General features: G+C 62.4%; 21 protein-coding genes and 1 tRNA gene. 11 read left to right on the top strand and 11 right to left on the bottom strand.

The features are described 5' to 3' along the window. Window positions 1-47: 47 nt before the first annotated feature. The 3 genes from RG2_RS09920 to RG2_RS09910 are packed head-to-tail and all read left to right on the top strand — an operon-like array spanning window position 48 to window position 2,141. A complete protein-coding gene (locus tag RG2_RS09920; protein WP_033233120.1) occupies window positions 48-734 on the top strand; it encodes an HAD-IA family hydrolase in 687 nt (228 codons plus the stop codon). Then, a complete protein-coding gene (locus RG2_RS09915) occupies window positions 721-1,197 on the top strand; it encodes a low molecular weight protein-tyrosine-phosphatase (protein ID WP_033233118.1) in 477 nt (158 codons plus the stop codon). Before RG2_RS09920 ends, RG2_RS09915 begins: the two co-directional genes overlap by 14 nt. 50 nt (window positions 1,198-1,247) lie before the next feature. Then, entirely contained in the window at window positions 1,248-2,141 is an 894-nt protein-coding gene (locus RG2_RS09910) for an SURF1 family cytochrome oxidase biogenesis protein (protein WP_033233116.1), read from the top strand. Here the strand turns inward: RG2_RS09910 and RG2_RS09905 are convergent. Both RG2_RS09905 and RG2_RS09900 read right to left on the bottom strand, forming a co-directional pair. Then, window positions 2,082-3,086, bottom strand: coding sequence for a cobalamin biosynthesis protein (locus RG2_RS09905; protein WP_033233114.1), 1,005 nt, complete (start codon window positions 3,084-3,086; stop codon window positions 2,082-2,084). The two genes, RG2_RS09910 and RG2_RS09905, sit on opposite strands and share 60 nt — an antisense overlap. A gap of 34 nt (window positions 3,087-3,120) precedes the next feature. Then, window positions 3,121-4,176, bottom strand: coding sequence for a type III polyketide synthase (locus RG2_RS09900; RefSeq protein WP_033233112.1), 1,056 nt, complete (start codon window positions 4,174-4,176; stop codon window positions 3,121-3,123). A gap of 151 nt (window positions 4,177-4,327) precedes the next feature. On the opposite strand from RG2_RS09900, the gene RG2_RS09895 reads away from it, so the two are divergent. Both RG2_RS09895 and RG2_RS09890 read left to right on the top strand, forming a co-directional pair. Beyond that, window positions 4,328-5,641: a nucleotide disphospho-sugar-binding domain-containing protein gene (locus tag RG2_RS09895; protein ID WP_051730382.1), complete on the top strand. Its 1,314-nt coding sequence runs from the start codon at window positions 4,328-4,330 to the stop codon at window positions 5,639-5,641. 11 nt (window positions 5,642-5,652) lie between these two features. Further along, window positions 5,653-6,330: a YceI family protein gene (locus RG2_RS09890; protein ID WP_033233111.1), complete on the top strand. Its 678-nt coding sequence runs from the start codon at window positions 5,653-5,655 to the stop codon at window positions 6,328-6,330. On the opposite strand, the gene mhpA is transcribed toward RG2_RS09890, so the two are convergent. The 5 genes from mhpA to RG2_RS32260 form a co-directional block, all read right to left on the bottom strand. Continuing rightward, window positions 6,303-7,865, bottom strand: coding sequence for a bifunctional 3-(3-hydroxy-phenyl)propionate/3-hydroxycinnamic acid hydroxylase MhpA (gene mhpA / locus RG2_RS09885; protein WP_033233110.1), 1,563 nt, complete (start codon window positions 7,863-7,865; stop codon window positions 6,303-6,305). The two genes, RG2_RS09890 and mhpA, sit on opposite strands and share 28 nt — an antisense overlap. Before the next feature lie 164 nt (window positions 7,866-8,029). Next, window positions 8,030-8,101 (bottom strand) — tRNA-Val (locus RG2_RS09880). A 32-nt stretch (window positions 8,102-8,133) separates the two neighbouring features. Beyond that, a complete protein-coding gene (locus tag RG2_RS09875) occupies window positions 8,134-8,598 on the bottom strand; it encodes a peroxiredoxin (RefSeq protein WP_033233192.1) in 465 nt (154 codons plus the stop codon). A gap of 104 nt (window positions 8,599-8,702) precedes the next feature. Further along, window positions 8,703-9,128, bottom strand: coding sequence for a DUF3052 domain-containing protein (locus RG2_RS09870; RefSeq protein WP_033233108.1), 426 nt, complete (start codon window positions 9,126-9,128; stop codon window positions 8,703-8,705). A gap of 177 nt (window positions 9,129-9,305) precedes the next feature. Continuing rightward, a complete protein-coding gene (locus tag RG2_RS32260) occupies window positions 9,306-9,872 on the bottom strand; it encodes an Rv2240c family protein (RefSeq protein WP_045067034.1) in 567 nt (188 codons plus the stop codon). A 235-nt stretch (window positions 9,873-10,107) separates the two neighbouring features. On the opposite strand from RG2_RS32260, the gene aceE reads away from it, so the two are divergent. From aceE to RG2_RS09835, 6 genes are all read left to right on the top strand, one after another. Continuing rightward, window positions 10,108-12,963 (top strand): pyruvate dehydrogenase (acetyl-transferring), homodimeric type, encoded by a 2,856-nt coding sequence (gene aceE, locus RG2_RS09860; RefSeq protein WP_033233102.1) that lies wholly within the window; start codon window positions 10,108-10,110, stop codon window positions 12,961-12,963. Between the two features lie 83 nt (window positions 12,964-13,046). Beyond that, window positions 13,047-14,375 (top strand): PucR family transcriptional regulator, encoded by a 1,329-nt coding sequence (locus tag RG2_RS09855; protein WP_072782448.1) that lies wholly within the window; start codon window positions 13,047-13,049, stop codon window positions 14,373-14,375. Between the two features lie 142 nt (window positions 14,376-14,517). Beyond that, on the top strand, window positions 14,518-15,426 hold the full coding sequence (locus RG2_RS09850; RefSeq protein WP_033233098.1) for an ACP S-malonyltransferase: 909 nt from the start codon (window positions 14,518-14,520) through the stop codon (window positions 15,424-15,426). A gap of 83 nt (window positions 15,427-15,509) precedes the next feature. Then, entirely contained in the window at window positions 15,510-15,785 is a 276-nt protein-coding gene (acpM, locus tag RG2_RS09845) for a meromycolate extension acyl carrier protein AcpM (protein ID WP_033233096.1), read from the top strand. 7 nt (window positions 15,786-15,792) lie between these two features. Next, window positions 15,793-17,043, top strand: coding sequence for a KasA/KasB family beta-ketoacyl-ACP synthase (locus RG2_RS09840; RefSeq protein WP_033233094.1), 1,251 nt, complete (start codon window positions 15,793-15,795; stop codon window positions 17,041-17,043). A gap of 108 nt (window positions 17,044-17,151) precedes the next feature. Continuing rightward, window positions 17,152-18,585 (top strand): acyl-CoA carboxylase subunit beta, encoded by a 1,434-nt coding sequence (locus tag RG2_RS09835; RefSeq protein WP_033233092.1) that lies wholly within the window; start codon window positions 17,152-17,154, stop codon window positions 18,583-18,585. Window positions 18,586-18,654: 69 nt separating this feature from the next. Here the strand turns inward: RG2_RS09835 and RG2_RS09830 are convergent, their stop codons facing one another. From RG2_RS09830 to RG2_RS09815, 4 genes are all read right to left on the bottom strand, one after another. Beyond that, window positions 18,655-19,161: a DUF3145 domain-containing protein gene (locus RG2_RS09830; protein ID WP_033233089.1), complete on the bottom strand. Its 507-nt coding sequence runs from the start codon at window positions 19,159-19,161 to the stop codon at window positions 18,655-18,657. A gap of 123 nt (window positions 19,162-19,284) precedes the next feature. After that, on the bottom strand, window positions 19,285-20,112 hold the full coding sequence (locus RG2_RS09825) for a serine hydrolase domain-containing protein (RefSeq protein WP_033233087.1): 828 nt from the start codon (window positions 20,110-20,112) through the stop codon (window positions 19,285-19,287). A 36-nt stretch (window positions 20,113-20,148) separates the two neighbouring features. After that, the gene (locus RG2_RS09820) at window positions 20,149-21,276 is read right to left on the bottom strand and encodes an NDMA-dependent alcohol dehydrogenase (RefSeq protein ID WP_033233085.1); all 1,128 of its coding nucleotides are present in this window, start codon (window positions 21,274-21,276) and stop codon (window positions 20,149-20,151) included. A gap of 185 nt (window positions 21,277-21,461) precedes the next feature. Continuing rightward, the gene (locus tag RG2_RS09815; protein ID WP_033233083.1) at window positions 21,462-22,373 is read right to left on the bottom strand and encodes a carbohydrate kinase family protein; all 912 of its coding nucleotides are present in this window, start codon (window positions 22,371-22,373) and stop codon (window positions 21,462-21,464) included. Window positions 22,374-22,461: the final 88 nt, after the last annotated feature.

The raw sequence follows: 22,461 nt of genomic DNA, 5'->3' as shown, positions 1-22,461 counted from the left end.
ACTACGGGCGCGGACAGGGCTCCCCACGTGCGGGATAATGACCTTCTGTGAGCTCACTTCCCCTCGATAGTTTTCCCGTTGTCCTCTTCGACCTCGACGGAACCATCACCGATTCGGCCCCCGGAATCCACCGCGGGTTCCGTCATGCGCTGGCTACCGTCGGCCGGCCCGAACCCACCGAAGAGATGCTCGCCGCAGTCATCGGCCCGCCCATGATCGACACGTTCCGCTCAATGGATATGCCCGCCGACGAGGTCGAGGCGGCGATCGGCGCGTACATCGAGCGCTACGACGCCGTCGGCTGGAGTGAAAACTCGGTCTTCGACGGTATGGACGATGTACTCGCGCGGGCCAGCGCGCACGGCACCCGCTTGGCGGTCGCGACGTCGAAGTCGGAACGGTTTGCGATTCGTATCCTCGAGCACTTCGGCCTCGCCCACTATTTCGAGTTCATCGGCGGCGCCAGCGACGACGGTTCCCGTCGGGCCAAGCCGGATGTCATCGCGCATTCGTTGACCGAACTCGGGCTGACCCCGGTGAGCGCAACCGACGGCGGCACCGCGGATGTGATCATGGTGGGCGATCGCGATCACGACGTTCTGGGAGCAGCCAAGTTCGGAATTCCCGCGCTGTTCGTCGAATGGGGTTACGGTCACGCATCCGAAGCGGACGGCGCCCGTCACTCGGTTGCGTCGACCACCGAACTGGGAGGACTACTCGATGGCCGGCACTGAGTCAGTACTGCACGTGACGTTTGTCTGCACCGGCAATATCTGCCGGTCGCCGATGGCAGAGAAAATCCTGCTCGGCCATCTGCAACGCGAAGGTCTCGACGATCAGGTTCGGGTGACCAGCGCCGGTATCGACGGCTGGCACAGCGGCGAGGAAGCCGACTCACGAACCAACAAGATTCTCCTCGCGGCCAACTACCCGACCGGCCACAGCGCAGCTCAGGTCAACGACGACCACCTGTCGGCGGACCTCGTCGTACCCCTCGACACCGGCCACGATCGTGAGCTCGCTCACCTTGGCGTTCCGGCGGAACGACGTCGGCTGCTGCGTTCCTTCGACCCCGATGCCGACGGTGACTCGGTGCCGGACCCCTACTACGGTGACTTCTCCGATTTCGAACTGGTCCAGGATCAGATCGAAGCGGCAATTCCGGACATCCTGGTCTGGATCCGCGAACGACTGTAGGACGCGGAGCTGAATTCACTCAGTTCGGAAGAACGGATACCGTAGTAGTCGTGCGGAGACTCAGATTCTTGTTGCGGCCCGGTTGGTTGGTACTGGCAGCTGTGGTCGGCATCTTCGCCTACATGTGCTTCACCGTGCTGGCGCCATGGCAGCTCGGAAAGAACACGTCCACCGAGTACCGCAACGATCTGATCTCCAATTCCATCAACGCGGAGACCGTGCCCATCGGCAATGTCATCGCCGACGGCACCATCGCGCCGGCCGACGAGTGGCGAAACATCACAGCCACCGGGTCCTATGTCCCCGATGCCGACATCCTCGTCCGCCTTCAGTCCGTCGAGGGTGCACCGGCCTACGAGGTCTTGACTCCGTTCGCCCTCGACGACGGCCGAACCATCCTCGTCAATCGCGGCTTCGTGCGGCCGATCACGGGTGCGGAAGCGCCTCCGATTGCCGCGCCGCCCACCGATCCCGTCACCTTGAACGGCCGGGTTCGCTTGTCGGAGGGCACGGCCCCCGGCCGAGTTCCGATGTTCGAAGACGGCGCAAAGCAGGTCTACTCCATCGACGCGGGCCCGATCGGCGAGTTCATCGGCACCGATCTTGTCAACGCGTACATCCAGCTCGAGCCCGACCAGCCCGGCGGACTCGGCACCATTGCGCTCCCCCAACTCGACGCCGGCCCGTATCTCTCGTACGGATTCCAGTGGCTCGCATTCGGCATCATGGCACCACTCGGACTGGCGTACTTCATCCGTGCGGAATGGCGGGAGCGACGCAAGGAGAAGGAAGAGTCTGCCGATACAGCTGGCGACGACTCGACTCCAGCGCCGACTCCGACCCCGGCACGCACTATCGGGCGTCGCAAAAAGCCGGAGCCCGAATCAGTTCCGCGAACGGCGAATGAAGTCAAACTTGCCGACCGCTACGGCAACAGCCGCTGACGTTATCGCGGCTCCGATCTGAACTATCGAGGACAGCCTCGACGCCCGGCGCAAATCCGTCGGCGTCGGGGCTGGTCCGTTTCCGAGCACCGGACGCATTTCGACGCCGTAGGAGTACTGCGTGCGTCCTCCGAGCGAGATACCCAATGCTCCCGCAGCGGTGGCCTCGGCCACGCCCGCATTGGGACTCGGATGCGCCGACGCGTCACGACGCCACGCGGATAGGGACTCGCGCGGCGAACCGCCGACCAACGGTGCCGATGCGGCGGTGATCACACCGGTCAATCGGGCGGGCACAAGATTGACCAGATCGTCGAACCTGGCTGCGGCCCATCCGAAGTTGCGGTACTTCTCGGAGCGGTAGCCGATCATCGCGTCCAATGTGTTTGCGGCGCGGTAGACGAACAAGCCCGGGATACCGAGCACGGCACCCCACAGCAGCGCGCCCACGGTCGCGTCGGACGTATTCTCGGCCACCGATTCCAGGGCCGCTCGGGTGAGGCCTTCCTCGTCCAGGACCGACGGATCGCGACCGCACAGCGACGGGAGTAGGTCGCGTGCATCGGTGAGGTCCCCACTTCGCCTGGATTCCTCGAGCCGCACCGCCATGTCGTGTCCGGTCCGCGCGAGCGACGTCCCGCCGAGCACCGCCCACGTGGCCGCGGCCATAACACCGGCGTGTGCGAGCCACCCGCCGCGTCGAGCAACGCTTTCGGAGACCAGTCCGAGTGCCCCCACTCCGGTCAACAACACCGTTACGTGCACGGTGCCCGCAACCTTGCTGTCGGAGTAGGAAACCCGCTGCAGAGCAATCGCACTCGTACCGAAACCGGCGACGGGATGAAACCTTGCTGGGTCGGCAAAGTAGCGGTCGGCCGCAAAGCCTAGGAGCAGGCCGGCGGCGCGAGCAGTGACAGGGTGACGGTTCTTGGACGCGTTGAGCACAGAACAGTTCTACCCGCGCCCGCTGCCGTCAGGTTCAGACGGCCTGGAACCGCATGGTTTCCGCGGTCAGTCCCGGACCGAAAGCCATCGCACAACCGGCCTTTCCACTGTGCTCGCCGTTCTTGTTCTGCTCCATCATCTCTGCCAGCACGAAGAGCACGGTGGCCGATGACATGTTTCCGTAGTCGTTGAGGATCTTTCGTGATGCGGCCAGATCGGTCGGCGCCAACTCCAAAGACGTTTCGACGGCATCGAGTACGGACCGACCGCCGGGGTGCACAGCCCACAAGCCGATGTCACTCTTGTCCGCACCGGCAAGAATCAGCTTCATGCTTTCATCGTCCAAAGCGCGCGACAGGGTCCCGGGAACCTTGCCGGACAACACCATGTCGAAGCCGAGCTCACCGATTCTCCACGTGATCAGTTCCGCGGAATCGGGAACCATCACTGCCTGGAAGGAATTCATCGCCAGCCCTTCGGACTCGGCGGAGATCAGGACGGCGGCACAACCGTCGCCGAACACGAGGAACGAGAGCATCGTCTCGAGATCCTCGGACTTCTGCAGATGCAGCGAGCAGAGTTCCGTGCTGACCACGAGGACCCGCGCATTGGGCTCCGAACGAACGATGTGATGCGCCAGCTTGAGTCCGTTGATGCCGGCGAAGCAGCCCATGAACCCGATCTGCGTGCGCTCGACGGACGGGCTGATCCCACACTGTTTGATGATCTCGAAGTCGATTCCGGGAGAATAGAATCCGGTACACGTGATGACGATCAGGTGGGTGACCTCGGAGGCACGGTCACCGAGATTCAGACCGTTCACGGCGCGCACGGCCAGTGCCGGTGCGGTGCGTTCGAACTCGATCATGCGCGTTTCGGTGTTGATTCCGTTGGGGTCGCCGCTGTAAAAGTCGTCAACCGAGCTGATTCCGGAGTATCGGTGCGAAATCTGCGCCCGATCGGCCATACGGCGGAACAGCAACTGCTTGCGCCGAAGAGTGAAGGAATTGTCTGCGAACTCCACGAAGGCATCGTGTATGTCATGCTCTGGCACGACCGTCGAGATCTTGTTGATGTAGGCGGTAGTCATGTCGAGCCTCCGAGGCACTTGGTTGAAGCTTCTACAGTGTGCAGAATTCAGATGAAATCACATCGGAGAACAAAACGGGGACCTACGTCGTTTGGCGGACTGTCCAGTCTCACAATGCATCCGAGACCGATACACAGAAACAAGGAGACCGGTGAGTTCGATACTGCTCTGCAGCGCACCGCTGACAGGCCACGTTGTTCCGATGCTCGCTGTCGGAAAAGCTCTGATCGAAACGGGTCACTCCGTATCGATACTGACCGGCAACAAGTTCGCGCAGCGCGCCGACTCAGCGGGAATCACACACATCCCCCTTCCCCCCGAATGCGATTTCGACGAGCACAACATGGAAGCCGCGTTTCCCGGACGGTCACGTCGGCCCGGACCACTTCGTTCCCGATTCGACCTCGAGAGAATCTTCGTCGCATCGATGTCCGCGCAGTTCAGGGCAGTTGAACGCATCATCGAATCCACATCCGTCGATGCCATTGCCGCCGAGAATTTGTTCATGGGATTGATCCCGCTGCTGAGCGGATCACCCGCTTCCCGCCCGCGTGTCTTCGCGATCTGCACATCACCTCTCATGTGCACGAGCATCGATACCGCACCGTTCGGACCGGGGTTTCCACCGTCGTCGACCCGCGTCGGACGCATCCGCAACCAGGCGCTCAACGCTGTCTTCGAACATGGAATTCTGCGCGCCGCACAGTCGTCCGCCGACCGCCAACACCAACAACTGACCGGCACACCGATCCCGGAGTTTGTTCTGAACTGGCCCATACTCGCCGATGAAACATTTGTGCTGACCACCGAATCGTTCGAGTATCCGCGCAGCGATCGCGACCACCGATTGACGTTCAGCGGCCCGATCCTCTCGACATCGAGCAGCGATTTCACTCCGCCCACCTGGTGGAACGACCTCGACGGAGACCGACCAGTGGTGCTCGTCACACAAGGGACCCTCGACAACGGTGACCTGAATCGATTGATGGAACCCACAATTCGCGGCCTGGCCGATCAGGACGTACTTGTGGTCGCCACAACGGGGGGCCGCCCGATCTCCGACGTGTCGGCCACCGCCGAGAACCTCCGCGTCGCGGAGTTCCTCCCTTACGATCAACTTCTTCCCAAAGTCGATGTCATGGTCACCAACGGAGGCTGGGGCGGCGTGCACTACGCCCTCGCACACGGCGTCCCCTTGGTAGTTGCCGGAACCACCGAGGACAAAGCCGAAATCTGCCGCCGGGTCGAAATCTCCGGTACCGGTATCAACCTGCGACGCGGCACCCCACGTGCGCGTTCCATCGCCACCGCCGTCCGACGTGTCCTCGACGACAACGCGTTCCGCACGCGCGCTCAGGAATTGCAACAAGACCTCTCCGAGCTATCAGCCAGCGCAACCATCGCGGCAACCATTGCGGGGGCGCCCGAAAACGTAACTCCCCCATCTGGTTCACAATTGCACTAATCTTCGCCCTCATGAACAAACGATGGTGGTGGGTGATCGGCTCCGCGGTGGCCGTAGTGCTGGCAGTCGTACTTGCCGGACCCTGGGTGTACGCAAATTTCATTCACGGTGATCAGCCGGATGCGCTCGGACTGAGCGACGACGCCGCTCCCGCCGACGCGTCGGCAGAGATCGACGGCACGTGGACCGTCGGAGCTGGATCGAAAGCCGGCTACGAAGTGTGGGAAACGCTCCAGGGACAACGGGTCTTCGTCCGCGGACAGACCGAGAAAGTCAGCGGCACCGCGACCGTCGAATCCGAGAAGCTGACCGAGGGAACCGTCGAGGTCGCCGTTGCCACCATCGCAACCGACGACGGCCGACGCGATTTCCAGTTCAGCAACTCCGTGATGAACGCCAGCAAGTTCCCCAAGGCGACGTTCACCATCACCGAACCCGTTGACCTGAGCACAGTCCCAGCCGACGGCACCATCACCACCATCCCGATCACCGGCGAACTCACCTTGAAGGGCGAAACCCGTCCGGTGACAACCGATTTCGATATCCGTAGGTCGGCTGCCGGAATCGAAGCCGCCGGCGCCATCGATGTCACGTGGACCGATTACAAGATCGACAAGCCCACCATGTTCGCCAACATCATCGTCGAGGATGCCGGCCAGATTCAGTTCTCGATCATCCTGTCCAAGTAGTTCGCCGCGACTCGGGAACCGACCAGCGCACGCGCCCACGTGGATTCGCGCGCAGGCCCGTTCCCGAGTTTTGCATAATCCGCCACCACCCGATCCGGGCGCACGAGAACTGCGCGGGCGCGGTGTCGATCCATCCACGACGACACCGCGCGACCGGTTTCGTCACTACCGACGAGCACTTCCACAGCTCCGAGCGCCGACGCGAGAACCCTGAGATGGGTGTCCATCTCACCGCGATACACCAGAGCAAAACCAGTGCCAAGACGATCGTCGTCGCCGGCATGTTGTTGCGGAAACATCAATCCGACAGGGTTTCTCGCCAACACGGGGCGCCTCGCCAACAGCCCTGCCCGCAGCCTCGGAGAAATCGACTTCATCGCCGGTCCACTGAACCCCGGCACTCGGCACACCGCTGTCAGGATGGTTTGACGCGCCTGCGAGATGAAGCCCTTTCCGCCGGCCATCACCCAGCCGATCGCCACAGCAGCTCGAACAATCTGAGTCACATGCGGTTTCCGTTCCTCCTGATAGCTGTCGAGGATCGACCGTTCAGCAGTGCCGTCCACCACCGCCGCCAGCTTCCACGCCAGATTGGCCGCGTCACGCAACCCTGCACCCATGCCTTGCCCGATGAAGGGTGGCGTCAAGTGCGCGGCATCGCCGAGCAGGAAGACGCCGTCGCGCCCCCACACGTCGGCCACAGCGGCACGGAATGTGTATCCGGTATGACGCAGCACTTCCGCTGCCTCCCAGGGCACCTCGCGGAACCACGACGCCAGTAATGCGCGCAAGGAATCCTCCGACGCGAGTTGGTCGACACTCTCCCCGGGATTGATCCGGAACTCCCACCGGTAGCGGTCTGGGCCGATCTGCATGAACGTCGACGGGCGCGACGGGTCGCACACTTGGTAGACGCCATCCCACACGTCGAGGGAGACGCCGCACCGCACATCGACAACCAACCAGAGTTCTTCGAAATGGAGATCACGCATCGTCGTGTCGAGGAACTCGCGGGTCCGACTGTTCGCGCCGTCGCACCCGAGCACAAAATCGGCAGTGACTGTGCGCCTCCCTCCGGAATCCTGTTCCACCAGTTCAACTTCGACAACCGATCCCACGCTACGAGTCACAGTCGCCTCCACCCCGGTGACTACGGTGGCCGCGGGAAAGCCCGCAAGATTGCGCCTCAGCAGGTTTTCGAGGTCAGGCTGATCGAACATATTCGCCTGGGGCCAGCCGTGTTCTCCGACGCCCTCACGGCGCAACTCCAACAGGGTTTCCAAACTGCCGTCCACCAACCGCATCCCTCTGGCGGTTTTGCTGATTGCGGCGAATTCGTCAGCTACACCTAGTTTTTGGAGTATCCGGTGAACCTCGTCGTCGAGGTGCACCGCCCGAGGAAGCGGGTAGATGCCGCGGTGGCGTTCGACGACCATGGTCTCGACACCACGTTGGGCGAGCAACGTCGCGGCGGCAATGCCAGTCGGCCCAGCTCCGATGATCAGTACAGCTACATGTTGGGCGTGCGTTGGCACCGATGCTCCAGAGTTCGACGTGCAAGAGTTCGATCATCTGTGGGCGGGCCCGCTGCGTCAAGGGGTTCCTCAGCCAGATTAACCCGGAGACCGGGATACATCGGAGACTAGAAACAACAAAACCCTGACCGCGCCGGAGCGCAGATCAGGGTTTTGTCATTCGGTGGGCGCGGAGGGTTTCGAACCCCCGACCGCTGGTGTGTAAAACCAGAGCTCTACCACTGAGCTACACGCCCGAACTCCCGGCGAGAACCTCACCGGGAGTGCTCTAAGACTCTAGCGCGGCAATCGCATTTGCCCAAAGCGCGTGGTCACGGGCCTCTCCGGGGCCATTCATCTCGGCAAAACGAATGATTCCATCCTTGTCGATGACAAAGGTTCCACGGTTAGCGAAGCCCAGCTTGTCGTTGAACACGCCGTACTTCTGCGCAACCTCACCGTGCGGCCAGAAATCGGAGAGCAACGGGAAAGTGTAGCCCTGCTCGGCGGACCAGATCTTGTGTGTCGGTGAAGCGCCGACGGAGATGGCCAGGATTGCCGTGTCGTCGTTTTCGAACGTCGGAAGCTCGTCGCGGACCTTGCAGAGTTCGCCCTGGCATGTTCCGGTGAAAGCCAACGGGTAGAAGACGAGCAGAACGTTTTTCTTACCGCGGAAGTCTGCGAGCGAGACTTCCTGGTTGTTCTGATCCTTCAACGTGAATTCCGGTGCCTGAGCACCAACTTCGAGAGGCATGGATTTCATCCTTCACTGACGATAGGAAAAGTTTCGGAAATACGACAGTGCATCGGACGTCGCACTTGCGTCATCCGATGCACTGTTGCTTGATGCCGGCTTGATCAGCGCTTGCCTGCCGGGCGAGCCTTCGGCTGAACGAGTCGGCTTGCCGACCAGTCACCGAGGTTCGCAGCAGACGTCTGAGTCAGTCCTGCTGTAGGGGCAGATTCAGCGATCTCGCTGGGCTCGACGTGTCCGTCGCGCCCTGTCTTAGGTGTGAGAACCCAGACAAAACCTTCGTCTGCGAGAGGACCGATGGCATCCATCAGAGCGTCGACAAGGTCTCCGTCTTCGTCGCGCCACCACAGCAGCACGACGTCAATGACTTCGTCCGAATCCTCGTCGAGCATTTCCCCGCCGATGGTTTCCTCAACCGCGGCACGAATGCCGTCGTCGGTATCCTCATCCCAGCCCAGTTCCTGCACCACCATATCGGCAGTAATCCCGAGTTTCTGAGCGTAGTTCTGGGCATCCGCCGCGGCGACCACGGTGGGGTCCTCCTTTTGTTGATGGTGCACGGAGTCCCCGCGCACCGACCGTTTAACGTTCGATTAGGGAAAGCGAACATGGTCGAAGGCGTTAGCGCAAGCCGACCACGCCGAAAACTTTTCCGGATTTGTGTCCGCAGACACGCCCGGAACCCTACGCCTCCGAAAATCTGCAGGTCACAGCGCTCCGCATTCGGTGCGGATCGAATCCCGAATTGAATTGGTCGTATCGGTGATCGAATTGATTTCGTCCGGCGAATGGTCGCGCTTGACGACGCCGGCGATCGACCGGAGGTTGTCGGCCAGGTCGCCGAACAGTCCGGACAGCGAGGCGGGGACGTCCGCGGTCGCGGTGTCGAGCCACCCTGCGAATTCGTCTGCCGAGGACGCAGCTGCCTGCGCTTTGCTCGTCACGTCGGACTCGTCGTTGTTGTTGGCGTCGATGTAGGCGTTGAAGACGGCCACGTCGTCCTTCGATCGGCGTATCAGCTCTTCACAGGTCTGGAACGCGGTCTCGACCGCGTCGGCTGCAGCTTTCGACGACGACGCCGCAATCGACGCCGTCACCTCGGCCTGATAGGCAGCAGCCTGCACCCTGTTCGGAGTCGGCGATCCCTCGACGGCACCCGAACACCCCACGATCACCACAGAACCCACCGTCAACGCGCCGATCGCGACAACTAATCCACGACGTCGATACCGGTCCACGCTTTTTCCCGATCCCCTGACCGGTCCCGCCTTCATCACCGACGAATCCCCCCTCACATCGCGTTGCCACCGGCAACTCTTGCAGCCGAACGTCGAACTCGAGAACGCTACCCGACGGTAACCGGGGCCACAGTGTGCCAGGCCGACCGGGATGGTGAAAGATGAGGTACGCGCCATATTCATCATGGAAGTGGATCGGACCTAACAAGGTCCCGGTCACCTACGTAAGGACGCCCAACCACGCGTCCCTAACCCCTCTGAGGAGCACACGTTGTCTGACCTGATCCAGGGTCCCTCGTCCGAGCCGAACGCCGAGTCCGGGGGCACGGGAGTGCCAGGTTCACCATCCCCCAGCGCACCCCCTGGAGCGGACGGCCGTGTTCGCGTCATTCGCGAAGGCGTCGCGTCGTACCTGCCGGACATCGACCCGGACGAAACCACTGAATGGCTCGAGTCCTTCGACGGACTTCTGGATCGATCAGGACCTACCCGCGCCCGCTACCTCATGCTGCGCATGCTCGAACGCGCCGGCGAGAAGCACGTCGCACTGCCCGCTCTGACGTCCACCGATTACGTCAACACGATCCCGACCGAGAACGAACCGTGGTTCCCGGGCGACGAAGAAGTCGAACGCCGTTACCGCGCTTGGATCCGCTGGAACGCAGCCATCATGGTGCACCGCGCGCAGCGCCCCGGCGTCGGCGTCGGTGGCCACATCTCCACCTACGCGTCCTCCGCCGCCTTGTACGAGGTGGGCTTCAACCACTTCTTCCGTGGCAAGGATCATCCGGGCGGCGGCGACCACATCTTCATCCAGGGCCACGCCTCCCCCGGCATCTACGCGCGAGCATTCCTCGAAGGCCGTATCCCGGCCGAGCAGATGGACGGCTTCCGTCAGGAGCAGAGCCACGCCGACAAGGGCGGCGGACTCCCGTCGTACCCGCACCCCCGCCTGCTCCCCGACTTCTGGGAGTTCCCGACGGTATCGATGGGCCTCGGCCCGATGAACGCCATCTACCAGGCGCGGTACAACCACTACCTCAACGATCGCGGCATCAAGGACACCACCGATCAGCATGTGTGGGCATTCCTCGGCGACGGCGAGATGGACGAGCCGGAGTCGCGCGGTCTTGCGCACGTCGCGGCGACCGAAGGCCTCGACAATCTGACGTTTGTCGTCAACTGCAACCTGCAGCGCCTCGACGGCCCGGTTCGCGGCAACGGCAAGATCATCCAGGAGTTGGAGTCGTTCTTCCGCGGCGCAGGCTGGAACGTCATCAAGGTCGTATGGGGCCGCGAGTGGGATTCGCTGCTGCACGCCGACAAGGACGGCGCGCTCGTCAACCTGATGAACGTGACTCCGGACGGCGACTTCCAGACCTACAAGGCCAACGACGGCGCGTTCGTGCGTGATCACTTCTTCGGCCGCGACCCGCGTACCAAGGAACTGGTCAAGGACCTCACCGATCCGGAAATCTGGAACCTCAAGCGTGGTGGCCACGACTACCGCAAGGTTCACGCCGCGTACGCCGCCGCGATGGCTCACAAGGGCCAGCCGACGGTCATTCTCGCGCACACCATCAAGGGCTACACGCTCGGCAAGCACTTCGAGGGCCGCAACGCGACGCACCAGATGAAGAAGCTGACGCTGGACGACCTGAAGGCCTTCCGCGACATGCAGCACATCCCGATCTCGGATGCCGAGCTCGAGAAGGATCCGTACCTGCCTCCGTACTACCACCCAGGCAACGACGCTCCCGAGATCCAGTACATGCTCGATCGCCGAAAGGCACTCGGCGGTTTCCTGCCCTCCCGCAATACGGACGCTGCACCGCTGAAGCTTCCCGAGGACAAGACGTACGACGTCATCCGCAAGGGTTCGGGCAAGCAGGAAGTGGCCACGACCATGGCCATCGTCCGCATCCTCAAGGAACTGCTGCGCGACAAGGAGATCGGCAAGCGCATCGTGCCGATCATCCCGGACGAGGCCCGCACCTTCGGTATGGACTCGTGGTTCCCGTCGCTGAAGATCTACAACCGCAACGGACAGCTCTACACGTCTGTCGACGCCGAACTCATGCTTGCCTACAAGGAGAGCCCGGTCGGCCAGATCCTGCACGAGGGCATCAACGAAGCCGGCTCGACGGCGTCGTTCACCGCGGTCGGAACGTCGTACGCGACGCATGGCGAACCGATGATTCCGCTGTACATCTTCTACTCGATGTTCGGTTTCCAGCGCACCGGCGACGGCCTGTGGGCAGCAGCCGACCAGATGGCCCGCGGATTTGTTCTCGGCGCAACTGCCGGCCGCACCACGCTGACCGGTGAGGGCTTGCAGCACGCCGACGGACATTCGCTGCTCCTGGCATCCACCAACCCGGCCGCGGTCACCTACGACGCGGCGTTCTCGTACGAGTTGGCGCACATCGTCAAGGACGGCCTGCGTCGTATGTACGGCGGTACAGAAGGTGTTGCCGGCTTCGGCGGCGAGAACATCTTCTACTACCTCACCATCTACAACGAGCCGTACGTGCAGCCTGCCGAGCCTGCCGACCTGGACGTCGAGGGACTGCTCAAGGGCATCTACCTCTACAAGGCATCCGATGCGCAGGGCCCGAAGGCTCAGATCCTCGTTTCCGGTGTTGCCATGCCGGAAGGCCTGCGGGCTCAGCAGATGCTCGCAGACGACTGGGGTGTCTCGGCTGACATCTGGTCCGTCACGTCCTGGGGCGAACTGCGCCGCGAGGGTGTCGAGTGCGAGCGTCAGGCTCTGCTCAACCCGGGCGTCGACGCTCCGGTTCCCTTCGCCACCAACGCGTTGGCGTCGGCGCAGGGTCCCGTTGTGGCGGCATCGGACTGGATGCGCGCTGTCCCGGATCAGATCCGCCAGTGGGTTCCGGGCGACTACATCACGCTGGGCACCGACGGTTTCGGATTCTCCGATACCCGCACTGCCGCTCGTCGTTACTTCAACGTCGATGCCGAGTCGATCGCCGTGGCCGTGCTCAACGGTCTGGCCAAGGAAGGTTCGATCGACCGAAGCAAGGCCGTCGAGGCAGCTGGTCGGTACCGCATCGACGACGTGAATGCTGCCCCCGAGCAGACCGGGGACACCGGTAGCGCATAGTTTCCACCGCTACTGAGAACCACTTCCGCCCATTGCTGCGGGTGTCATCACGACATCCGCAGCGATGGGCGTAGGTTTTTGTCATGCCTGATCCTGATTCTGATGTGCCTGCATCCGGGGCACCTCCGGTAGGAGTACGACGCATCCGGTCGTCGACTTCCGGGTTGCAGGCGTCGCTGTCGCGGCGGCGTCAGGTTCGCGATCCACTGCCCGAGGCTTTGCTGCGGCGGGTCAAACAGTTCTCCGGACGGCTGGCGACCGAAGCCGTGACGGTCATGGAGGAACAACTCCCGTTCTTCGACACCCTGGACGCGTCCCACCGCGCAGACGTTCAACTGTTGGTGCAGACGTCAGTGGTGAATTTCCTCGAATGGCTCAGGCAGTTGGATTCGGAGATCAGCTTCGGATACGAGTCCTTTCCGGTCATTCCTCAAGAGTTGGCGCGGCGACTGACGCTGCGGCAGACGGTCGACATGGTTCGCGTTGCCATGGAGTTCTTCGAGAAGTGGTTGCCGGCGTTGGCTCGCAACGATCAGCAGCTCATCGCGTTGACCGAGGCCGTTCTTCGGTACGGACGTGAACTCGGATTTGCTGCCGCATCGGTGTACGCCAGCGCCGCTGAATCGCGTGGCGCATTGGACAGCCGACTGGAAGCACTGGTGGTCGACGCCGTTGTGCGCGGCGATACCGGCTCGGACATGCTCTCGCGCGCTGCCACGTTGAATTGGGATGCAACTGCTCCGGCAACGGTCATCGTCGGATCACCGCCGCCCGATGAACGGGTCTCGGTCGCAGGAACCGTCCACGCCACTGCTGCGGCCCACGGCCGAGCGGTACTCGCAGTCGTTCAGGGCAGCCGCCTGGTGATGGTTGTCAGCGGCGACGTGACCAGCAAGTCCGCGCAGAGCGAGTTCATGCAGGATCTTCTGCGAAGCTTCGCCGGCGGCCCGGTGGTGATCGGCCCGACGACCCCAAGTCTGAGCGCCGCGCATTTCAGTGCGTCTGAGGCTTTTGCCGGAATTAAAGCGGTCGTGGGATGGCGGGGAGCGCCGCGCCCGGTGTTTGCGACGGAGCTACTGCCGGAACGCGCACTACTCGGCGATCAAGCTGCCGTCGACGCTCTCCAGGATCATCTCGTTACTCCGTTGGCGGAAAGTGGCTCCGTCTTGACCGACACTTTGGACACTTATCTCGACTGTGGAGGTGCGGTTGAGACTTGTGCACGTCAGCTGTTTGTTCATCCAAATACGGTGCGATACCGCCTGAAACGAATTACCGAAGTGACCGGTCGGGATCCAACCAATCCACGCGACGCGTACGTCCTGCGTATAGCCGCTACCGTGGGCCGATTAAGCGAAATCGATAACAAATCGGACACAACGTTCACTCCCGTCACACCGTTCACAGTGTGACAAATTGCCTTGTAACCCTTTCGCGTCCAATTCCGATGAGGAAACGCGACGTGGGAATTTGTGGGAAACCTACAAAACACACCACCAGAGTTCATCGCCACCGACATCTCGAACTTCACTGCTGCCAGTGTTCTCTTAATAAGTGATTTCCTTGCTTGCCCCGGGACAGGGCTCTCAGACACCCGGCATGCTCAGCCCATGGCTGGCATTGCCCGGAGCGCAAGACCGCCTGGAAATGTGGTCGAAAGCCGCAGGTCTCGACCTCGTCCGTCTCGGAACCACCGCGACCGCGGAAGAAATCACGGACACGTCCGTGACTCAGCCCCTGGTCGTCGCAGCAGCACTGCTTGCCTACGAGGAAATCGAATCGCAGGGCCTCCTCGGAACTGGCGTCATTGCCGCCGGTCATTCGGTGGGCGAACTCGCCGCGGCGGCAATCGCGGGCGTCATCACTGCTGACGAAGCTGTCGCACTCGCAGCACTGCGCGGCGCGGAGATGGCCAAGGCATGCGCACTCGAGCCCACCGGCATGTCCGCGGTCCTCGGCGGTGACGAAGCCGAGGTACTGGCCCGCATCGAGGAACTCGGACTCGAAGCCGCTAACCGAAATGCTGCGGGTCAGATTGTTGCAGCCGGTTTACTCAGCGCCCTCGAAGAGCTTGCGGCCAGCGCACCCGAGAAGGCTCGCGTGCGGGCACTTCCCGTCGCCGGTGCCTTCCACACCCGATTCATGGCTCCGGCCCAGGACGCCGTTGCAGCTGCTGCCGCCAAGATCACCCCGTCTGATCCCACGCGCACGCTGCTATCCAACTCGGACGGCGCACCGGTCTCCTCCGGTGCGGACGCTCTCACCAAACTTGCCGCGCAGGTAACTCGACCCGTTCGTTGGGACCTCTGCTCCGCTTCGTTGCGGACCGCAGAAGTCACCGCGATCGTCGAACTCCCGCCGGCCGGAACCCTCGTTGGTATTGCCAAGCGCGAAATGCGTGGCACTCCGACGGTGGCCCTCAAGAACCCGGAGGATATCTCCGCTCTGTCCGGACTGACCTAGCCCGGGCGCTTCACCCTGAGTTCAGCTGACCAGAAGCTGGACTTGGTTCACCACTTCAATCGATCAAGAAGGGAGCCACACCAGTGGCCCACACTCAGGAAGAAATCATCGCGGAACTCGGCCAGATCGTCGAGGAGGTCACCGGAATCGAGCCTTCCGAGGTCACCGCTGACAAGTCGTTCGTCGACGACCTCGATATCGACTCCCTGTCCATGGTCGAGATCGCAGTTCAGACGGAAGACAAGTACGGCGTCAAGGTTCCGGACGAGGATCTGGCCGGCCTGCGCACCGTCGGCGACATCGTCGCGTACATCCAGAAGCTCGAAGCCGAAGGCGCCGAAGCCAAGAACGCAGAGTGAGCCGACCGTGACTTCCGCTTCTACCCGCAGGGGGAAATTTCCCGACATCGTTGTCACGAGCCTCGCGACGACGACGTCGGTGGCTGGTGATGTGGATGGCACGTGGAAGGCTTTGCTCGCCGGCGAAAGCGGCATCGGAGTCCTCGACGACCCGTTCATCGACGAATTCGACCTTCCGATTCGCATCGGCGGGCACCTCAAAGTTTCACCGGACGAGGGTCTGTCGAGAGTTGAAATCCGACGGATGAGCTGGGTCGAACGACTCGCGCTGACCCTCGGCCGGACTGTGTGGAGCAATGCCGGCAGTCCCGAGGTCGATCAGGACCGCCTCGCGGTTGTCATCGGCACCGGACTCGGCGGCGGCGACACGCTGATCGACGCAGTCGACAAGCTTCGCGGAGGTGGATACCGCAAGGTGTCCCCGTTCTCGGTGCAGATGGTCATGCCGAACGGGCCGGCGGCAACGGTGGGACTCGAGCTCGGCGCCCGTGGTGGCGTCATCACTCCCGTTTCCGCATGTTCGTCGGGTTCCGAAGCGATCGCCCACGCGCACCGCATGCTTGTCATGGGTGACGTGGACATGGTGGTGGCCGGCGGAGTCGAGAGCTTCATCGACGCCGTTCCCATCGCAAGTTTTGCCATGATGCGTGCGATGAGCACCAATAACGACAATCCGACCGCGGCTTCGCGTCCGTTCGACAAGGACCGCGACGGATTTGTGTTCGGTGAAGCCGGCGCGCTGATGATCCTCGAAACCGAGGAGCATGCAAAGGCGCGTGGCGCCACGATTCACGCACGTTTGTTGGGCGCGGGAATCACATCCGACGGTTACCACATCGTGGCACCGCATCCCGAGGGTCTGGGCGCGGCTCGAGCCATGACGCGGGCAATCGAGATGGCCGGTCTCTCGAAGGCCGACATCAAGCACATCAATGCTCACGCCACCGCGACGCCGATCGGCGACATCGCGGAGGCAACGGCAATCAACTCCGCCGTGGGCAACCACGCGGCGGTGTACGGACCGAAATCCGCACTGGGACACTCGATCGGCGCTGTCGGCGCCCTCGAGTCCGTTCTGACGGTTCTGGCTGTGCGCGACGGGATCATTCCGCCGACGCTCAATCTCGACAACCAGGATCCAGAGATCGATCTCGACGTCGTCAAGGGCGAAGCCCGAACCGGCAGTTTCGATTTCGCACTGAACAACTCGTTCGGTTTCGGTGGGCACAATGTTGCGCTCGCTTTCGGCCGGGCATAGCCAGTCGTTGACCTTGTCCGCGGGTGATGTTGGAACGGAAATGACAACATCACCCGCGGGCACACCGATCGGCATTTCTGCCGAAGGCACGTATTGAAGGAGGACGCGATGACCATCCTGGCCCCCGTGACTAAGTCCGAATCGTCGACAGATCCGCGTGATCCCCTTGCGCGCCTGGAGAATCTGTTCGATCCGGGAACCACGGTTCCGCTTCACCCGCGCGACAAGTCAGGTGTGCTCGCCGCATCCGGAAAAATCGACGGCGTCCGCACCATCGCCTACTGTTCCGACGCCACCGTCATGGGTGGCGCCATGGGCCTCGACGGATGCAAGCATCTGGTCGACGCCATCAACACCGCCATCGACGAGCAGACCCCCATCGTGGGGCTCTGGCATTCCGGTGGCGCTCGCCTCGCTGAAGGCGTCGAAGCTCTGCACGCTGTCGGACTTGTCTTCGAGGCAATGGTCCGCGCATCAGGCCTTATCCCACAGATTTCGGTTGTCCTCGGATTTGCCGCAGGCGGCGCGGCGTACGGACCGGCTTTGACCGACGTCGTCATCATGGCGCCCGAAGGTCGAGTGTTCGTCACCGGACCCGACGTCGTACGCAGTGTGACCGGCGAACAGGTCGACATGGTCTCGCTCGGCGGACCGGACACCCACAGCAAGAAGTCAGGCGTCGCACACATCGCCGCGCATGACGAGTCCGACGCCCTGCATCGGGCCCGTCGACTCGTCTCCATGCTCTGCGACCAAGGCACGTTCGATCAGCGCGCCGCCGAACTCGGCGATTCCGATTTGCGGGCGATGATGCCGGCGTCGGCGAAGCGCGCGTACGACGTGCGTCCGATCGTTCACGAACTGCTCGACAACGTCGAAGGTGAGTCGAGTTTCGAAGAGCTGCAAGGTAACTACGCGCGCAGCATCGTCACAGGATTCGGCCGGATGGCCGGTCGCACTGTTGGTGTCATTGCCAACAATCCGCTGCGACTCGGCGGCTGCCTCAACTCCGAGAGCGCCGAGAAGGCCGCGCGATTCGTTCGCCTCTGCAATGCCTTCGGTGTGCCACTCGTCGTAGTCGTCGACGTCCCCGGATATCTCCCCGGCGTGTCGATGGAATGGGAAGGCGTCGTCCGCCGCGGGGCAAAGCTGTTGCATGCCTTTGCCGAAGCCAGCGTCCCCCGCGTCACCGTTGTCACCCGAAAGATCTACGGCGGCGCCTACATTGCCATGAATTCACGGGCCCTCGGTGCCACGGCTGTATTTGCGTGGCCGAATTCCGAGGTCGCCGTCATGGGCGCAAAGGCCGCGGTCGGAATCCTGCACAAGCGCGCCCTCGCCGCCGCTCCCGACGACGAACGCGAAGCCCTCCACGACCGGTTGGCCGCTGAACACGAAGCCATCGCAGGCGGCGTCGACCGGGCCGTCGAGATGGGTGTGGTGGATCGGGAAATCGATCCCGCGAAAACTCGCAGTATCGTCACGGCCGCCCTTGCCGCCGCTCCGAATGTGCGTGGGCAGCACAAGAATATTCCGCTGTAAGAACGCGTCGAACGCAAGGTGAGCCCCGCCGATAACGGCGAGGCTCACCTTTTCATTCACGCTTGCGGATCAGCTGACGCGGCGGTGCAACCACATCACTTCAGCGCCCTCGCCGGAGCATCGATACGGTTCCAACTCTTCGTCCCAGGGCGCCCCCATTGCCCGGTCGATTTCTCCGACGATGTCGCCGCCCGCGTCGATGATGGATCGAAGCCGCAGTTCGCCGACAACAACGTCTCCGTTGGCACTGGTGGAACCGCGCCACAGCCCGAGACTGGGAACGTGGCTGTAGCGCTCACCGTCCACGCCGGCACTGGGGTTCTCGGTGACCTCGAATCGAAGCTTCGGCCACGCCCGTAGTGAATCCACCAGTCGGGCACCGGTTCCGACGGGCCCCGACCAATCCGTTGTTGCACGCAGCAGTCCATTGTCTGCCAACTGCGATGTCCACCGCAGTTTGGCAGGACAGCCCAACGCGGCGGACAAAGCCCAATCCACGTGCGGGCACAGCGCTGCGGGTGACGAGTGGATGAAGACCACACCAGTCGTCAGTTCCGCGAGGTGATTCGGTTGCACTCGAGCCTCCTGCTTCGACGAGGGACGTCTTCCCCAACGACCTCTGTCGAATGTGTGAAGCAGGCTCGATTGAATAGTGTGCCTGTGTTACCCGTGTTGCGCTAGTGGAACAAGAGAAAATTGTTACCGAATGTCCGTTATAACGTGATCGGACAATTCAGTCCATAGCGGCTTTGCCCAATCACCGAAGGCGCGATCGGTCAGGACAACGCAGGCAGCGTCGATATCGGGATCCACCCACAGGAAGGTTCCGGACTGACCGAAATGGCCGAAAGTCGACGCGGAATTCTCGAGTCCGGTCCAATGCGGATTCTTTTGTCCGCGTATTTCGAAGCCCAATCCCCAATCATTAGGCCGCTTGGAGCCGTATCCCGGCAAAATACCGTTGAGCCCGGGGAATTGCACCGAGGTCGCCATTTTGTACGTCTGCGGCGAAATCAGCGTCGGGGCTAGTAGTTCAGCAGCGAAGCCGGCCAGGTCGGCCGCCGATGCCTGCGCTCCGTGGCCTGCCGGGCCGACCAGCGCCGCACTCGTCATCTTCAGCGGTTCGAACACCGCCTCAGCCAGGTAGTCGGCAAACGGAATCGAGGTTTCGTGTTCGACCAATTCGGCAAGCACCTCGAATCCCGCACTCGAATAGATCCGCTTCGACGCGACGGGAGCTTGGACGGTCCGCTCCCCGAAGGCCAGGCCGGACGCGTGAGCCAGCAGATGCCGCACCGTGGATCCTTCGGGGCCTGCTGGTTGATCCAGCTCGACGGCGCCTTCCTCCACGGCAATCAGAATTGCGTAGGCGCACAGGAGTTTTGTTACCGAAGCCAATGGGAACACGCGGTTCTGGTCGCCGTTCGACGCAGAAATGCGGCCGCCCCCGCCGGAATGTTCTCCCGTGAGGACGACCGCTGCCGCATTGTCGACGGGCCACTGATCGATGACGTCAAGACTGTGCACCCGATCAGACTACTGGCCCACGAATTCAGCTGTAGATCACCAGTCCGCTTCGGTGTAACGGATCACGCCGCGGATATTCTTGCCGTCCAGCATGTCCTGGTAGCCGTCGTTGACACCTTCGAGGGTGTACGTGCGGGTGACCATGTCGTCGAGGTTGAGCTTGCCCGCCTTGTACATCGCGAGCAGGTTCGGAACGTCCTGGCGGGCGTTGCCGCCGCCGAAGATGTTGCCCTGGAGGTCCTTCTGCAGCATCGACATCAGGAACAGATTGAGCTTGACGTCCATGTCCGTCAGATGCCCCATCGCAGTGACAACACAACGTCCGGCCTTGGCCGTAAGGATCATCGCCTCTTCGACGTATTCGCCCTTCATCTCACCGACAGTGATGATGGTCTTCTGCGCCATCCGTCCGTGTGTCGCCTCGATGATGGGTTGAATTGCCGCAGCGGCACTCTCGAACGCGTGGGTGGCACCGAACTTCAGAGCCTGCTCACGCTTCCACGGCACCGGGTCGATGGCAAAGACGTACCGCGCACCGGATGCGACGGCGCCCTGCAGCGCACTGATTCCCACGCCGCCGACGCCCATGATGACAACATCCTCGCCTGGCTTGACGTCGGCAATGTGCGTCGCCGATCCCCAACCGGTGGGAACGCCGCAACCGACAAGCGCGGCAACCTCGAACGGAATGTCCTTGTCGATCTTCACCACCGAGGACTGGTTCACCACCATGTACGGCGCAAACGTTCCCAGCAAGCACATCGGGATCACGTTCTCGCCGCGAGCCTGAATTCGGTACGTGCCGTCACTGATTGCCTGACCGCTGAGGAGTCCCATGCCGAGGTCGCAGAGATTCTGATGTCCGGCCGAACACGCGGGACAGGTTCCACATGCCGGGATGAAGGACAGCACGACGTGGTCGCCGACCTCGAGACCTGAGACCTCGGGGCCGAGTTTGGTGATGACGCCCGAGCCTTCGTGGCCGCCCATCACAGGGAACGACGGCATCGGCGTGGCGCCGGTGACGATGTGGTGATCGGAGTGGCACATTCCGGCCGCTTCCATGCGGATCTGGACTTCGCCGGCTACCGGATCGCCGATCTCGATCTCCTCGACGGACCATTTCTCGCCCAGGCCCCACAGGATTGCACCCTTGGTCTTCACGTCAGTTCACCCTTTCATTCGCACACCCGCATCTATCACTGTGACCATAGCCACAAATAGCGGAAATTGGAACGTGTTCTAACGAAAGTTTTCGTGCCGCAGGTCAGACGTCCAATTGAGCAGGGAAAACACGTGCCGGGTATTTCGGTATCGGCCCGCTCAGTGGGACAACTCAGTGGGACAACTCAGTGGGACAACTCTGCCGACCACGGCGGGTCCGCGCCGGGTCGTGACACCGTGACGGCAGCCGCACGCGCCGCAAACTCCAGCGCCGCCTGCCATTGAGGTTCCGTGAAGCTGCGAACAGCTGCCGGATCGAGTGCGTCGTGGCGCTCCAAGTAAGCCAACAGAGCGCCGTGCACCGTGTCCCCCGCTCCGATGGTGTCGGCGACGCGAACCGTCGGCGCCGGTACCGAAACCTCGAATCCCGATGTCAGCACTGTCAATCCATCGCCGCCTCGCGTCAACAAGATTGCTCCGACACCGTCGGCCAGCCACTCACGACCGTCGACCGAACCCAGCCACGCCGCGTCGTCGTCGCTCACTTTGAGAATGTCGATGGACGGCAACCAGGTGCGGAACCGTCGACGGTACGCGTCGGGGTCGCTGATGACGGCCGGTCGAATATTGGGGTCCACCATGGTGAGTCGTCCGCGTCGATGCGCCTCGAACAGCAACGCTTCGTACGCCGACGCTCCGGGTTCCAAGACCAGCGAGAGGGTTCCGAACGAGAATGCGCGGGCGTCGGGAAGTTCCGGCGCACTGAAAAGCCGATCCGCTGTCCCCTCCAGATAGAAGCTGTACCGGGCGCTACCGTCGTCGGAAAGATTGACGACGGCAAGTGTGGTCGGCTCCGGACCCCGTTCCACGGCACTGGTGTCCACGCCCGACGCGGTCAGCGAGTCGATCATGCGATCACCGAACGCGTCGGACGACAATCGGGAGACAAACCCGACGGCCGACCCGAGTCTGCCCAACGCGAGTGCGACGTTGAACGGTCCGCCGCCGAGCTTGGGTGAGAAGTTCTCCCCCACCGGCACCAGGTCGACCAGTCCCTCACCACACACCACGACGGATCGATTTCGGGTATCACTCATCGGTAGACCTTAACTTTGAGGCGATCATGGTAATGCCCTGCTCGGCGCGATCGAGTTCGAGCGCCGAGCAGGGCACGATTTCGGATGG

This window comes from Rhodococcus globerulus NBRC 14531, assembly GCF_001894805.1.
Classification (GTDB): domain Bacteria; phylum Actinomycetota; class Actinomycetes; order Mycobacteriales; family Mycobacteriaceae; genus Rhodococcus_F; species Rhodococcus_F globerula.
The sequence above is the reverse complement of the archived record's forward strand: the minus strand, read 5'-3'. Positions and strand labels throughout refer to the sequence as shown.

What these genes read in the sequence shown, in the direction of transcription:
- RG2_RS32260 (WP_045067034.1), bottom strand. Translation starts at nt 9,872, where the DNA reads ATGAAGGCGGGACCGGTCAGGGGATCGGGAAAAAGCGTGGACCGGTAT.
- RG2_RS09890 (WP_033233111.1), top strand. Translation starts at nt 5,653, where the DNA reads ATGAACAAACGATGGTGGTGGGTGATCGGCTCCGCGGTGGCCGTAGTG.
- RG2_RS09915 (WP_033233118.1), top strand. Translation starts at nt 721, where the DNA reads ATGGCCGGCACTGAGTCAGTACTGCACGTGACGTTTGTCTGCACCGGC.
- RG2_RS09815 (WP_033233083.1), bottom strand. Translation starts at nt 22,373, where the DNA reads ATGAGTGATACCCGAAATCGATCCGTCGTGGTGTGTGGTGAGGGACTG.
- RG2_RS09835 (WP_033233092.1), top strand. Translation starts at nt 17,152, where the DNA reads ATGACCATCCTGGCCCCCGTGACTAAGTCCGAATCGTCGACAGATCCG.
- RG2_RS09875 (WP_033233192.1), bottom strand. Translation starts at nt 8,598, where the DNA reads ATGCCTCTCGAAGTTGGTGCTCAGGCACCGGAATTCACGTTGAAGGAT.
- RG2_RS09900 (WP_033233112.1), bottom strand. Translation starts at nt 4,176, where the DNA reads ATGACTACCGCCTACATCAACAAGATCTCGACGGTCGTGCCAGAGCAT.
- RG2_RS09855 (WP_072782448.1), top strand. Translation starts at nt 13,047, where the DNA reads ATGCCTGATCCTGATTCTGATGTGCCTGCATCCGGGGCACCTCCGGTA.